13 protein-coding genes are annotated in these 13,792 nt (G+C 41.2%); 9 read left to right on the top strand and 4 right to left on the bottom strand.

Going from position 1 to position 13,792, the window contains the following annotated elements:
- Window positions 1–417 precede the first annotated feature (417 nt).
- Genes AN393_RS19040 through rph form a run of 3 tightly spaced genes read right to left on the bottom strand, consistent with a single transcriptional unit; the run spans window position 418 to window position 2,225 of the window.
- Window positions 418–798, bottom strand: coding sequence for a diacylglycerol kinase (locus AN393_RS19040; protein WP_055016861.1), 381 nt, complete (start codon window positions 796–798; stop codon window positions 418–420).
- Window positions 799–855: 57 nt separating this feature from the next.
- On the bottom strand, window positions 856–1,500 hold the full coding sequence (pyrE, locus tag AN393_RS19035) for an orotate phosphoribosyltransferase (RefSeq protein ID WP_004588247.1): 645 nt from the start codon (window positions 1,498–1,500) through the stop codon (window positions 856–858).
- Between the two features lie 11 nt (window positions 1,501–1,511).
- The gene (gene rph, locus AN393_RS19030; protein ID WP_055016862.1) at window positions 1,512–2,225 is read right to left on the bottom strand and encodes a ribonuclease PH; all 714 of its coding nucleotides are present in this window, start codon (window positions 2,223–2,225) and stop codon (window positions 1,512–1,514) included.
- Between the two features lie 163 nt (window positions 2,226–2,388).
- Between rph and AN393_RS19025 the strand changes: the two genes are divergently transcribed.
- The 6 genes from AN393_RS19025 (at window position 2,389) to AN393_RS19000 (ending at window position 8,772) form a co-directional block, all read left to right on the top strand.
- Window positions 2,389–3,249: a YicC/YloC family endoribonuclease gene (locus tag AN393_RS19025; RefSeq protein WP_055016863.1), complete on the top strand. Its 861-nt coding sequence runs from the start codon at window positions 2,389–2,391 to the stop codon at window positions 3,247–3,249.
- Between the two features lie 115 nt (window positions 3,250–3,364).
- Complete coding sequence (gene gmk / locus AN393_RS19020) at window positions 3,365–3,985, top strand: guanylate kinase (protein WP_055016864.1); 621 nt, start codon at window positions 3,365–3,367, stop codon at window positions 3,983–3,985.
- Between the two features lie 114 nt (window positions 3,986–4,099).
- Window positions 4,100–4,375 (top strand): DNA-directed RNA polymerase subunit omega, encoded by a 276-nt coding sequence (rpoZ, locus tag AN393_RS19015; RefSeq protein ID WP_004588253.1) that lies wholly within the window; start codon window positions 4,100–4,102, stop codon window positions 4,373–4,375.
- Window positions 4,376–4,502: 127 nt separating this feature from the next.
- Window positions 4,503–6,608 carry a bifunctional GTP diphosphokinase/guanosine-3',5'-bis pyrophosphate 3'-pyrophosphohydrolase gene (gene spoT / locus AN393_RS19010; RefSeq protein WP_004588254.1) on the top strand — a complete coding sequence of 702 codons (2,106 nt, stop codon included), beginning with the start codon at window positions 4,503–4,505 and terminating at the stop codon, window positions 6,606–6,608.
- Between the two features lie 12 nt (window positions 6,609–6,620).
- Window positions 6,621–7,013 (top strand): RidA family protein, encoded by a 393-nt coding sequence (locus AN393_RS19005; protein ID WP_004588255.1) that lies wholly within the window; start codon window positions 6,621–6,623, stop codon window positions 7,011–7,013.
- A 151-nt stretch (window positions 7,014–7,164) separates the two neighbouring features.
- The gene (locus AN393_RS19000) at window positions 7,165–8,772 is read left to right on the top strand and encodes a DUF342 domain-containing protein (protein ID WP_055016865.1); all 1,608 of its coding nucleotides are present in this window, start codon (window positions 7,165–7,167) and stop codon (window positions 8,770–8,772) included.
- A gap of 24 nt (window positions 8,773–8,796) precedes the next feature.
- Here the strand turns inward: AN393_RS19000 and asnA are convergent, their stop codons facing one another.
- Entirely contained in the window at window positions 8,797–9,792 is a 996-nt protein-coding gene (gene asnA / locus AN393_RS18995; RefSeq protein WP_055018900.1) for an aspartate--ammonia ligase, read from the bottom strand.
- A gap of 196 nt (window positions 9,793–9,988) precedes the next feature.
- Here asnA and asnC point away from each other — a divergent pair, with 196 nt between their 5' ends.
- The 3 genes from asnC to recG are packed head-to-tail and all read left to right on the top strand — an operon-like array spanning window position 9,989 to window position 13,316.
- Window positions 9,989–10,447 carry a transcriptional regulator AsnC gene (gene asnC / locus AN393_RS18990; protein ID WP_004588258.1) on the top strand — a complete coding sequence of 153 codons (459 nt, stop codon included), beginning with the start codon at window positions 9,989–9,991 and terminating at the stop codon, window positions 10,445–10,447.
- A gap of 40 nt (window positions 10,448–10,487) precedes the next feature.
- Window positions 10,488–11,174, top strand: a complete 687-nt coding sequence (trmH, locus tag AN393_RS18985; RefSeq protein ID WP_055016867.1) for a tRNA (guanosine(18)-2'-O)-methyltransferase TrmH — start codon at window positions 10,488–10,490, stop codon at window positions 11,172–11,174.
- Between the two features lie 60 nt (window positions 11,175–11,234).
- Window positions 11,235–13,316, top strand: coding sequence for an ATP-dependent DNA helicase RecG (gene recG / locus AN393_RS18980; RefSeq protein ID WP_055016868.1), 2,082 nt, complete (start codon window positions 11,235–11,237; stop codon window positions 13,314–13,316).
- The last annotated feature ends 476 nt before the right edge of the window (window positions 13,317–13,792 follow it).

The following is a 13,792-nucleotide window of genomic DNA, read 5'->3' as shown; positions in this document are numbered from 1 at the left end:
CTCACTACCGAAGTAGCTTGGCTGTTAGAACTCAATCTGTACGAGTGCCCACACAGATGATTGCTTTATATTGTTAAAGAACGTTGCGATTAAAGCCTATTGCTTTATCTCGCTAGGGCTGCGCATGTTACGCTTTCCTATTTTTTTGTCAACACTTAATTTTGTTAAACTTTAAAGTTTTTAAAATGAAGTTTTACTCGACTCACTGATTAGCTCGTTCATCGCTATGCGTTGCGCTCTGCCGTCTCAGTGGGGTCGCATTATAGGGAGATCCAAAAACAGATCAACCCTTTTTTTAAGAAAACTTGAAATAAATGACTGTTCGCTGCGTATTTGAGCTAAATACGCTAAAAACACAACATAACTAGCAATTTATTAACATTTAAGCTGTATTAATTGGTTTATACGGTAGGTTTACTAAAATAACTTTAAATACAAACTAGCGCCCCACACGATCGTAAGGATCATTAATGAGAGTGTTACCGCTGCAGATCCCATATCTTTTGCACGCCCCGATAATACATGGCGCTCAGTGCTAACGCGATCAGTGAGCGCTTCTATTGCTGAATTAAGTAGCTCTACAATCAATATGATCAGTAATGTACTTACTAACAAAGCCCAATGTAATACCGATGTAGCTAGCCAAAAAGAAATGGGTAGCAAAATAATGCTAAGTAGCAACTCTTGCCTAAAAGCCGCTTCTTCTATAAAGGCCGCTTTAAAACCAAGGTACGAACAATAGGTCGCTTTAAATATGCGCTTTATACCAAGGCCATTAGGTTTAAATACATCTTTCATTATTAGCTCTATGATTTGTGGTCAAAATAAAGCCCCGCAATTGCGAGGCTTTTTTAATTAAGCAATACCGTATTGATCTCGGTATGCTTTAACTGATGCTAAATGCTCGTCCATTGTACCTTGGCTCTCAAGGTAGCTAATAAGATCAGCTAATTTTACAATAGAGATCACTTTGGTATTAAAGTCGCGCTCAACTTCTTGAATAGCTGAAAGCTCAGCTTTACCTTTTTCTTGGCGATCGAGTGCTATTAGTACACCACTTAGGTCTGCGCCGTTATCGGCAATGATTTCCATTGATTCACGAATCGCAGTACCTGCGGTGATCACATCATCCACCAGCATAATTTTGCCCGTTAATGCAGAGCCTACTAATGTACCACCCTCACCATGTGCTTTTTTCTCTTTGCGGTTAAAGCAATAAGGTACATCTTTATCATGGTGATCTGCCAGCGCTACTGCGGTAGTGGTTGCAATAGGAATACCTTTATAAGCTGGGCCAAATAAAACGTCGTATTCTATTGCGGCGTCTTCAAGGGCTGATGCATAAAAACGACCCAAACGTGCTAAATCACGTCCTGTATTAAAAAGGCCAGCATTAAAAAAGTATGGGCTTGTACGACCTGATTTAAGGGTAAATTCACCAAATTTTAAAACCTGCTTTTCTAAAGCAAATTCAATAAACTCTTTTTGATAATCTTTCATTGGGTACTCGCTTATGCTAACGCTTGTTTTTGTACGTCGATGATTTCACGAATCGAATGCTTAGCTAATGTAAGTAGCTCATCTAATTCGTCGAACGAGAATGGTTCACCCTCTGCGGTACCCTGCACTTCAATAATTTTGCCTGTTTCAGTTAAAATTACATTCATATCGGTTTCGGCTTCAGAATCTTCAAGGTATTCTAAATCAGTAATTGGCTGGCCTTTATAAATACCTACCGAAATAGCAGCAATCATGTGCTTAAGTGGGTTTGAGTTGATCATCCCTTTAGCGCGCATGTGGGTAAGTGCATCAACTAAAGCAACACAGGCACCGCTTATAGAAGCTGTACGTGTTCCGCCGTCGGCTTGAATTACGTCACAGTCAATTGTAATGGTGTTTTCGCCAAGCGCTTTTAAATCTACTGCAGCTCTTAATGCACGAGCGATTAAACGTTGAATTTCCATTGTACGACCGCCTTGCTTACCACGCGAAGCTTCACGTGCATTACGCGTATGTGTTGAGCGCGGTAACATACCATATTCAGCGTTGATCCAACCTTTACCTTGACCTTTCATAAAACGTGGCACACCTGCTTCAACCGTTGCAGTACAAAGTACTTTGGTATTACCAAACTCAACAAGTACTGAGCCTTCTGCGTGTAATGTGTAATTACGGGTAAATGATACCGGTCTAATTTGGTTAGGTGTTCTTTCGCTTGGACGCATTGACGATCCCCTTAATTCTGAATTTGCGACATTATAAGTGCATGTGCGGGTAGATGCCATGCTGATTGTAAAATATTCAGCGTAATAAATTTTCTCTAGAGGTTAAGCAGTGTTACGGTATAATCATCGCAATATTGTATTAATAAATTTTAGGAACTTATCCATGATCCACAGTATGACTGCTTATGCGCGTCGCGAAATTAAAGGCGATTGGGGCACTGGCACCTGGGAAATTCGTTCAGTAAACCAGCGCTACCTTGAAACGTTTATTCGCGCACCAGAGCAATTTCGTGGTATGGAGCCGGTAATTCGTGAGCGTTTACGTAAAAATTTGCAACGCGGCAAAGTTGAAGTATTTTTAAAGTTTGTTGCAAACCCTGCTCACGTGGGTGAGCTATCAATTAATGAGTCACTTGCTGAGCAACTAATAAATAGTGCTAAATGGGTGCAGCAACAAAGCAATGGTGATATTAACCCTGTTGATATACTGCGCTGGCCTGGCGTAATGGAAGCACAAGAGCTCGATTTAGATACTGTAAATAAAGCACTTATAGCGGGCTTTGACCAAGTAGTTGAAGATTTTAAATCAGCCCGTAGCGATGAAGGCGCAAATTTAGAAGAAATGATTGCCACTCGCCTTAATGCCATACTTGAGCAAGTTACCGTAGTAGAAAGTCACTTACCAGAAATAGCAAAGTGGCAGCGTGAAAAGCTTAATCAAAAGCTTGAAGACTTAAAAACTGATATTGACGAATCTCGTCTAGAGCAAGAACTTATTTACCTAGCGCAAAAGCAAGATGTTGCCGAAGAACTAGACCGCTTAAAATCGCACGTTAAAGAAACTAAAAAAATTCTTAATAAAGGTGGTGCATGTGGCCGCCGTTTAGATTTTATGATGCAAGAGTTTAACCGCGAAGCAAACACCCTAGCCTCTAAGTCTATTAATAGTGATATTACTAATGCGGCCGTGGAGCTAAAAGTGCTTATTGAGCAGATGAGAGAGCAAATTCAAAATATAGAGTAATCGTACTTGTGTGCTACTTACTTGAGCACAATTAGCTAAATAAAGTACAATAGCGTAATTAAAGGCTTGGATTATTGATTTAGTCCAAGCCTGTTTATTTTAAGTAGAGAAAAACATGGCTCAAACTCGCGGAAACTTATTTATTCTATCGGCGCCTTCTGGCGCGGGTAAATCTAGCTTAATCACGGCGTTATTAAAAAAACATGCAGATATGAAAGTATCGGTATCGCATACCACTCGAAGCCCTCGTCCCGGTGAAGAAAATGCGGTGCATTATCACTTTGTAAGTGCGGATGAATTTAAATCATTAATTGCCAAAGATGATTTTTTTGAATGGGCGCAAGTATTTGATAATTACTACGGTACTTCAAAGCAGGCTATTGAGTCGCAGTTAAATGCAGGTATTGATGTATTTTTAGATATTGACTGGCAAGGTGCGCAGCAAGTGCGCGAAATTATGCCAAGCGTACAAACAATTTTTATATTGCCCCCTTCTAAAGCAGAGCTTGAACAGCGCTTAAATAACCGAGGCCAAGATTCTGCCGAAGTCATCGCAGGGCGTATGGCCAAAGCGCAATCAGAAACATCGCACTACAATGAATATGATTATGTTGTGGTTAACGATGATTTTGAAACCGCCCTTAGCAATATTGAAACGATCGTGTTAGCGCAGCGCTTAACGCTAAAAGCCCAAGCTAGTCGTCATCACGATTTAATTACAAACTTACTTAAATAAGCCATTTATGCCCTTTACAGGGAAAACTGGTAAAAATTAACCACTGGCTATTGGCGAAACAAGCTGCTTGCAGTAAACTACGCCTTTGCTTTTAAATTATTTTGGAGTGCTGAGATGGCTCGCGTAACAGTTGAAGATGCAGTAGATGCAATTGGTAATCGTTTTGACTTAATTTTAGTTGCGGCTCGTCGTGCCCGCCAAATTGCTGTTGGTGGTAAAGACCCACTAGTAGACGCTGAAAATGACAAACCAACCGTTATCGCTCTGCGTGAAATCGAAAAAGGTTTAGTTGACAGTTCATCAATGGACGTTATTGACCGTGAAGAACAACAACACCAAGAAGCAGCTGAATTAGCTGCGGTTGCTGCTATTGTTGGCGGTAATCAATAATCAACCACCCGGTTTGATTTAGTCAACGGCTCAGTATTTCTACTCTAGCCGTTGGCAATCCCCTCTTTTCATCGTATATTCTATTACTTACCGTTACTTATTGCTTCACAAGAACATTGGAGTGTGAATGTATCTTTTTGAAGGTCTTAAAAAGAAAATATCTGAATACTTGCCTGCTGCTGAAGTAGAGCTAGTGCAAAAAGCCTACGTGGTAGCCCGAGAGGCTCACGAGGGGCAAACTCGCTCAAGCGGCGAGCCGTACATTACTCACCCTGTTGAAGTAACCCAAATTCTTGCTGGCATGCACCTTGACCATGAAACACTTATGGCCGCGTTAATGCATGACGTTATTGAAGATACCGACTTTAGCCAGCAAGACTTAGCCGAAATATTTGGTGATACGGTTGCCGAACTTGTTGAAGGAGTAAGTAAGCTCGATAAGCTCAGCTTTAAAGACAAAAAAGAATTCCAAGCTGAAAACTACCGAAAGATGATCATGGCTATGACCCAAGACATTCGGGTTATTTTAATTAAACTGGCCGATCGTACTCACAATATGCGTACATTAGGGGCTCTGCGCCCTGATAAGCGCCGTCGTATTGCCCGTGAAACACTTGAAATTTACGCACCTATTGCAAACCGTTTAGGTATTCACGATATTAAAAATGAGCTAGAAGATTTAGGTTTTCAGGCTTTATACCCTATGCGCCATCGCGCACTTAAATCTGAAGTGGCAAAAGCGCGAGGCAATCGCAAAGAAGTTATTTCTAACATTCAAACCGAAATAGAAGCACGCCTTGAAGAATCGGGAATTAAAGCTACGGTTTCTGGGCGCGAAAAACACCTTTATAGCATTTATAAAAAAATGCTGAATAAAGAGCTTCTTTTTAATGAGGTAATGGATATTTACGCCTTTAGAATAAACGTAGATGCAATGGATACCTGCTATCGCGTGTTAGGTGTTGCACATAACCTGTATAAACCTATCGAAACGCGCTTTAAAGATTATATTGCCGTACCTAAAACAAATGGTTATCAGTCTTTGCATACCTCATTAGTGGGCCCACACGGTATTCCGGTAGAGATCCAAGTACGTACCCACGATATGGATCATATGGCCGATAAAGGGGTTGCTGCGCACTGGATGTATAAAAAAGCCGGTGATGGTGCAGGTAATACCGCGCAGCAACGTGCTCGCCAATGGATGCAAAGCTTGCTAGAGCTTCAACAAAGTGCCGGCTCATCATTCGAATTTGTCGAGAACGTTAAAACTGAGCTATTCCCAGAAGAAATATACGTATTTACCCCCGATGGCCGCATTGTAGAGCTACCAATGGGCGCTACCGCGGTTGATTTTGCTTACGCAGTGCATACTGATGTAGGTAATACTTGTGTAGGGGCAAGAGTAAACCGTAAACCTTACCCGCTAAGCAAAGCCTTAGATACTGGGCAAAGTGTGGAAATTATAACCAGCTCGGGAGCACACCCTAATGCAACATGGTTAAACTTTATAGTTACAGGTAAAGCCCGTTTAGGGATAAGAAACTACCTTAAGAGCCAACACCAAGAAGAAGCATTGTTATTAGGCCGCCGCTTACTCGATTCTGCCTTGGGTGAAAATAAGCTCGACAGCATCGCCGATGAAAACATAGCCCGCGTACTCGAAGAGCACGAACTATCTACAGTATTAGAATTACTGGTAGAAATAGGCGCAGGTAACTTAATGAGCGTATTAATCGCTAAACGCTTATTACAAGAAGAAAGCGACGACTTGTCAGATATTAGCAAACAAGCCAAAGCAACCATTATTGGTACCGAAGGCATGTTGGTTAATTATTCTAAGTGTTGCCGACCTGTACCTGGGGATGCCATCACTGCGCATATTAGCCAAGGTAAAGGGCTTACGGTTCATCGCCAAGAATGTAAAAATATTCGCGGCTGGGAAAACGAACGCTCAAAATACCTAGTTGTAAAATGGGATGACAATCCAGAAAAAGAATATATAGCTGCGCTACGAGTGGAAATAATTAACCACCAAGGGGCTTTGGCTAAACTCACAAATGTTGTTGCTACAACCCAAGCCAACATTGTTGAGATCACGACCGACGAAAAAGAAAGTAATTTATATGTGATAGACTTGGGCGTTACCGTTAAAAACCGCGTCCATGTTGCTAATATTATGCGCCGCATTCGCGTGATGCCTGATGTGCAAAGAGTCTATCGTAAAAAGTAAAATAGGAAACTCATGAATAAAGCATTTATTTCTACCGAAAAAGCACCTGCTGCTATCGGCACTTATAGCCAAGCGGTTAAAGTAGGTACTGCCGTTTATTTATCTGGACAAATTCCACTTGTCCCAGAAACAATGGAAATGGTTTCAGAAGACTTTAGCGAACAAACACATCAAGTATTTAAAAACATTACAGCGGTGTGCGAAGAAGCAGGCGGCAAAATCCAAGATCTTGTTAAAATTAATATCTACCTAACAGACTTATCTAACTTTGCCACTGTGAATGAAGTAATGAGCCAATATTTCAAGCAGCCTTATCCTGCACGTGCAGCACTAGGTGTACGTGCGCTTCCAAAAGGCGCACAAGTTGAAATTGATGGCATTATGGAACTTCCTTCAACTAACTAACAAATACAGAGCTATAAACCCCCTTTATAGCTCTATTTTCTTCAGCTCAGCTTTGTTTATCTCCCTTTCTTGACTCACATGAAAATATCTAGCACTCTGTAATCATGCAATAAAATCAATCTTAACTTTAGTAGTAGAAAAGGATTAACTAGTGTTTAAGCTTGCCAATAACGGGAACGTATTACTTGATGTAAGTAAACACGCTCCACCTAGCGCCGCTTTTATAATTGATGCACTTGAGAAGTCGACGTTTTGCGAATGCAAAATTGACCACGAGGCTATTGATAATTTTTTTAAAGCGCAAAATAATGAGCCAACCTTGGTTGTAGCAAGTAAACACGATGCATCGCTTGTGGTAACGTTAAGTGAAGATAAAATGCAAGCCATAGGCGAGCTTACTTTAGCCTATGGTGGTAAGGTACTTTCGTTAGAAGAGGGTAAAAAACAACTCATAAAAGCAGGGGTTGTACGTGGCTACAAACAAGCTTTTTTAGAGCAGCTTTTAGATAAACAATTTAACTTACCCCCTGGAACCGTAGCAAAAGGGATTCTAGCCAAGGGCCGTTTGCCAGCTGAGGGCACTGCAACAAAATTTGTCGCTATGGTAGAAACCCTCAAAGATCGCCTAAAAACACCTAAGATGATGGAAGATGGCAGTGTAGATATGCGCGACTTTGGTAAGCTTGCGAGCGTAGAGCCTGGTACTGTTCTGATTCGCCAACAACCTGCTACCCCCGGTAAAGAAGGGTTCACTGTAGTAGGTGACATACTCCCCGCTAAACCTGGCGAAAATAAAAAGTTAGTAGCAGGCGAAGGCGCCGAAATATCAAAAACAAATCCGCTTGAGCTTGTTTCTACAACGGCGGGGGTTCCGGTAGAAATACCTAACGGTATGCGAGTTGATGATATTTTTACCATTTCTGATGTAGATGTTAAGAGCGGCCATATTGATTTTGAAGGCAGTGTTATTGTGACTAAAAACATTGATCCAGGTATGCGCGTAACGGCTAAAGGCGACATTACGGTTTTTGGCACAGTTGAATCTGGCGAATTATCGGCCGGCGGAAACATCACTGTAAAACAAGGCATTATTGGCCATCAAAAACTCGAAGATAAAACACTAACGTGCACTATAAAAAGTGACGGAGATGTTCATGTTTCTCATGCACAATATTGCTATATTCAAGGCAAAAACATTTTTATAGACCGCCAAGCCAGCCATTGTACTATTAAAGCAAAACACTTATTACAAGTTGGCCAAACAGAGTTACCCAAAGGGAAAATTTTTGGTGGAGAGATTCTCGATGCAACTGTATTAATAGCTGGCGAAATAGGTAATGAATCAGGTGCTAAAATGGCAATTAATTTAGCCGCGTCAGGTGCTGAAATAACGGCTGACACAGATAACTGCTTTAAAGACTTAGCAAAAACAGATGAGCAGCTTGATACCCTTCAAGCAGCACTAGAAAAAGCAGATAAAGTAAAAGATATAGAAAAGAAAAATCTGCTCATTAAAAAAATTGGCGCAACACAGCAGCATTACTGCCAACAAGCAGAGCAGCTAGAAAAAAAGTTATCTAGCCTAGATCATGAACTACACGACCTACTTAGCGATGCAAACCTTGTTGTTAATACATCATTACACTCAGGGGTAGAGATCCATATTTTTGATAAAGTATTAAAAACTACCCGCAACTACCCGCCTTGCAATATAAACTTACAAAACAATAAAGTAGAAATAAACTTTAAAACACATTAGGGCGCATTTAGCGCCCTTTATAATTTACAGTAAGTCACTTACCGTATCGTACGTTTGCTTTGGCCATACACCTACTTGCACTTGTCCAATATGCTGCTTTTGCAGTAATAACATTACTAAGCGCGATTGCCCTATGCCGCCGCCAATTGTTTGTGGAAATGCCTCTTCTAATAACGCTTTATGCCAATCAAAAGCGAGACGTTCTTCATCGCCTGTTATGCTCAATTGCGCTTTTAATACATCAGGGCTTACACGAATACCCATAGATGATATTTCAAAAGCATCTTCTAACACGGGGTTCCACACTAAAATATCGCCATTTAATCCTGTGTATCCGTCAACCGTTTGGGTAGACCAATCATCGTAATCTGGAGCGCGTACATCATGGATTTTGCCATCAGCTAACGCACCACCAATACCAATTAAAAATACCGCACCGTACTCTTGTGCAATGGCTTTTTCGCGTTGCTTTGCGCTAAAGTCGGGGTACATTTTGCGCAACTGCTCACTGTGAATAAAGGTAATTTCACTGGGTAAAACTGGCGCAATACCAAAGCTTTCACTTACAAACTGCTCTGTTTGCTTAATGCCAGTGTAAATGGCTTTAACTGTCTCTTGTAACGTAGAAAGCGTACGCTCAGTACGTTGGCAAATTACCTTCTCCCAGTCCCATTGATCAACATAAACAGAGTGTATTGGGCTTAATGAGTCTTCATCTGGGCGCAACGCTTTCATTTGCGTATAAATACCTTCACCTACAGAAAAGCCGTAAGTAGCGAGCGTTTTACGTTTCCATTTAGCAAGCGAATGAACAACTTCATAGCTGCTATCGGTAATTGCTTTTACGTTAACAGCAACTGCATTTTCGTGACCACTCAAGTTATCTTGTGTGCCATCACCTACTTTGGCCAAAATAGGAGCCTGAACTTCAACTAATCCGAGTTGCTGCTCTAATTGCTGTGAAAAAAACTGCTTAACTTTACTTATTTGCTGCTGTTGCTGCACATAGTGTGAACTCATAATAAATGGCCTCATTCCCAGTTATTGTTACTTGCTTATTAATGAAAAAACACCCCGCGGGCGCCTTTAATGAAGTTACTGTAACGATTTAAACTTTTAATTCAATAACCAATAATAAAAATAGCTTTAATATGCAAAATCGATTAATTTAAACGGTATGAAAATGAAGATTCACTAATTTAAGTAAGCAAAAATAATGGAAAATTATCAAATCGATAATCTCGATAAACAGATACTTCACGCTCTAATGGCCAACGCCCGCACAGCCTACGCTGAATTAGCCAAACGGTTTGCTGTAAGTGCCGGCACAATTCACGTGCGTGTGGAGAAAATGAAACAAGCAGGTATTATCACCGGCACCCAATTAAGCATTAGTACAAAGCAACTTGGTTACGATGTATGTTGCTTTATTGGTATTAACTTAAATAATGCACGCGACTACCCAGAAACACTAATTAAACTAGAAGCACTAGAAGAAGTAGTTGAAGCGTATTACACCACGGGTAACTACAGCATTTTTATCAAAGTTATGGCTAAATCTATAGACCACTTACAAGATGTATTGATTAATAAAATACAAGCGATAGAAGCAATTCAATCAACCGAAACCCTTATTTCATTGCAAAATCCAATTAGCCGCACAGTAATGCCTTAATAGATAAAATTACGTATAATTATCAAAAAAGAGGATCACCATGCAGCAAAATCGCTACCAACGAATAAAAGACGTACTATCTCGTCGCCAAACAGACTTAACGGTCTGTCTAGAAGACGTACACAAACATCATAATCTGTCAGCTATTGTAAGAAGTGCTGATGCAGTAGGTTGTCATCATGTACACGCGGTATGGCCAGAAAACCAAAAATGGCTGACCAATAATACCTCTGGCGGCAGTAAAAACTGGCTAGAAACACACCTTCATAAAAATATTGATGATGCTGCCACAATGATGCGAATGCACAACCCAGATGTACAAATATTAGCAACACACTTGAGCGAAGATGCAGTAGATTTTAGAGAAATAGATTACACAAAACCCACGGCTATAATTGTAGGCCAAGAAAAAACGGGCATTTCTGAGCAAGCATTAAAGCACGCAGATCAAAATATTATTATACCTATGCAAGGTATGGTGCAATCCCTAAATGTATCGGTAGCGGCTGCACTTATTTTATTTGAAGCACAACATCAACGAGAAAAGGCAGGGCTATATAAGCGCGATATGCTAAGTGAAGAGGTTAAACACCCTATGTATTTTGAAGGCTATCACCCAGTAATTGCAAAACAATGTAGATTAAAAAACCTACCTTACCCACCACTTGATGAAGAAGGCGAAATAGTCGCTAACGAGCAATTTTGGCACGCTTTAAAACATGCTTGATGCTTAGCAAACCTGTGAGTACACTTAACTTATTCACAAATAAACAGATTTGAGCCCACATTGCCTAAACCTAGCTTAAGCCAGTACCCTATTACAGAACTTAAAGGGGTCGGTCCAAAAATGGCCGAGCGCCTACAAAAGCTAGGTATAGCTACCGTGCAAGATATGCTCTTTCATTTGCCTTTACGCTATGAAGATCGTACCCGTATCTATGCTATTAACGATGTTACTTTACACAGCCACTGCACCGTTGAGGCAACAATAGAAACAAGCCAAGTGACCTTTGGCAAACGTCGCATGTTAGTTGTGCAAATAAACGATGGTACAGCTAGGCTTACTTTACGATTTTTTAATTTTACTGCTGCGCAAAAAAATGCGTTTATCAGTGGGAAAATAATTCGCTGTTTTGGTGAGATTAGACGCGGGCGCGTTGGGCTTGAAATGAGCCACCCAGAATACAGTATCAGCGATACACCCAATGAACAGCCAACAGCAACAACTCTCACACCGGTTTATTCAACAACCGAAGGGCTAAAGCAATTATCGATTAGGGGCTTAAGCGAGCAAGCAATAAACTTACTGCACAAGTACTCAGTAGAAGAACTTATTCCTGAAAAATGGCAACCTTCACATATGCAATTGCGTGATGCTTTACTGTTACTTCATCGTCCACCTAATGACGTAGATGTAACTTCACTTGAGCAAGGGACTCATCCAGCGCAGCAACGCTTAGTGTTTGAAGAGCTACTTGCACAAAACTTAAGCTTGTTAAAAGTACGCGAGCAAGGGCAGCAAGTAAGTGCAGTTACCCTAAGCCCTACAAATACATTAGAAAGTCAATTTTTAGCGCAACTCCCTTTTGCGCCGACCAAAGCACAGAATAGAGTAGTAGCCGAAATTAAAGGGGATTTACAGCACCCCTACCCCATGATGCGATTAGTACAAGGTGATGTAGGCTCAGGTAAAACACTGGTTGCAGCATTAAGTGCATTAACAGCAATAGCACAAGGTTTCCAAGCTGCACTAATGGCACCCACAGAAATTCTCTCCGAGCAACACGGGATAAATTTCAAGCAATGGTTTGAAAGCTTAGGAATTAACGTTGCATGGCTTGGTGGAAAAACTAAAGGCAAGGAGCGTACTAGTACACTTGAAAAAATAGCCTCAGGGGAAGCACAAATGATAGTGGGAACGCATGCCCTATTTCAAGACGAGGTAAAGTTCAATAATTTAGTATTGGTTATCATAGATGAACAACACCGCTTTGGTGTTCATCAACGCCTCTCACTCCGAGAAAAAGGAAAGTTTGGTAATTGTTACCCTCATCAGTTAGTCATGACTGCAACCCCCATTCCGCGTACATTGGCTATGACGGCCTATGCCGATTTAGAAACCTCCGTGATAGATGAGCTCCCTCCCGGTAGAACGCCAATTACCACTGTGGCCATTCCTGATACGCGCCGAGACGATATAATAAACCGTGTTAAGCTTGCCTGCAATGAACAAGGTAGGCAGGTTTATTGGGTGTGTACTCTCATTGACGAATCAGAAGTCCTACAATGCCAAGCAGCAGAAGATAGCGCATTACAATTAAAAGAGGCCTTGCCAGAACTTAATGTAGGACTTGTCCATGGCCGCATGAAAGCCACTGAGAAACAAGCCATTATGAGCGAGTTCAAAGCTGGCAATATTCACGTACTTGTTGCAACAACTGTAATAGAAGTCGGTGTAGACGTACCTAATGCCAGTTTAATTATCATAGAAAACCCTGAACGCTTAGGATTAGCACAATTACACCAATTACGCGGACGCGTAGGACGAGGGGCCACCGCTTCCCATTGCGTACTGTTGTATCACGCCCCTTTATCTCATACTGCTCAAAAGCGTTTAGGTGTATTAAGGGACAGTAATGATGGCTTTGTCATCGCAGAGCGCGATCTCGAAATACGTGGCCCAGGCGAAGTACTCGGCACTAAACAAACTGGCTTAGCCGAATTTAAAATAGCGGACCTTACTCGCGACAAACACACTCTTAATCAAGTAAGACCTATTGCACAGCAAATGCTAAAGCAAAATCCCGACCTTATAAACCCCTTAATTCATCGCTGGCTCGGCAATAAATCTAATTACGCTCAGGCTTAATTATCCTAAAACACTTACGATTTATCTTTAGCTTGTTTTACTAATGGTAAAAGACCTCCTAAGTCCCTGCGAAATAAGTATCTGATTATTACTCTATCCCTTGGTTTAGATAGGGGTGTATTGTGGGCGCATTTCATTATTATGCATACATAAAAAAGCCGCTTCATTTCTGAAGCGGCTTTCTCGTATTTGGAGCCTGGCGATATCGAGGAGCCGACAGCAGTGGAGAGCCACTAACAGATGCTGCCTATCATCGCTTAATGTGTTGGATAACTAAAACACTGTTCACAAAGAGACGCTCCGCTTTAGAGAAGGAAATGCTGGATATAACTTTTCTGCAGACGTAAAAACCCATCACATTGCTGTACTCGTATTTGGAGCCAGGCGATGTCGTGGTGCCCACAGCGGTAGAGAGTCACATAGCAAAGTACTCTTAATGTTTTCTAATGGGATTCACTGGGCACTGAGGTGGTCGT

The organism is Pseudoalteromonas sp. P1-25 (assembly GCF_001401805.1).
GTDB lineage: Bacteria > Pseudomonadota > Gammaproteobacteria > Enterobacterales > Alteromonadaceae > Pseudoalteromonas.
Note: the sequence above shows the minus strand (reverse complement) of the source record. Positions and strands in the feature narration are given on the sequence as shown.

Excerpts from the sequence above, each read along its gene's own strand:
- gmk (WP_055016864.1), top strand. The coding sequence starts at position 3,365 with ATGGCTCAAACTCGCGGAAACTTATTTATTCTATCGGCGCCTTCTGGC.
- AN393_RS19025 (WP_055016863.1), top strand. The coding sequence starts at position 2,389 with ATGATCCACAGTATGACTGCTTATGCGCGTCGCGAAATTAAAGGCGAT.
- pyrE (WP_004588247.1), bottom strand. The coding sequence starts at position 1,500 with ATGAAAGATTATCAAAAAGAGTTTATTGAATTTGCTTTAGAAAAGCAG.
- asnC (WP_004588258.1), top strand. The coding sequence starts at position 9,989 with ATGGAAAATTATCAAATCGATAATCTCGATAAACAGATACTTCACGCT.
- trmH (WP_055016867.1), top strand. The coding sequence starts at position 10,488 with ATGCAGCAAAATCGCTACCAACGAATAAAAGACGTACTATCTCGTCGC.
- spoT (WP_004588254.1), top strand. The coding sequence starts at position 4,503 with ATGTATCTTTTTGAAGGTCTTAAAAAGAAAATATCTGAATACTTGCCT.
- AN393_RS19005 (WP_004588255.1), top strand. The coding sequence starts at position 6,621 with ATGAATAAAGCATTTATTTCTACCGAAAAAGCACCTGCTGCTATCGGC.
- AN393_RS19040 (WP_055016861.1), bottom strand. The coding sequence starts at position 798 with ATGAAAGATGTATTTAAACCTAATGGCCTTGGTATAAAGCGCATATTT.
- asnA (WP_055018900.1), bottom strand. The coding sequence starts at position 9,792 with ATGAGTTCACACTATGTGCAGCAACAGCAGCAAATAAGTAAAGTTAAG.
- rph (WP_055016862.1), bottom strand. The coding sequence starts at position 2,225 with ATGCGTCCAAGCGAAAGAACACCTAACCAAATTAGACCGGTATCATTT.
- rpoZ (WP_004588253.1), top strand. The coding sequence starts at position 4,100 with ATGGCTCGCGTAACAGTTGAAGATGCAGTAGATGCAATTGGTAATCGT.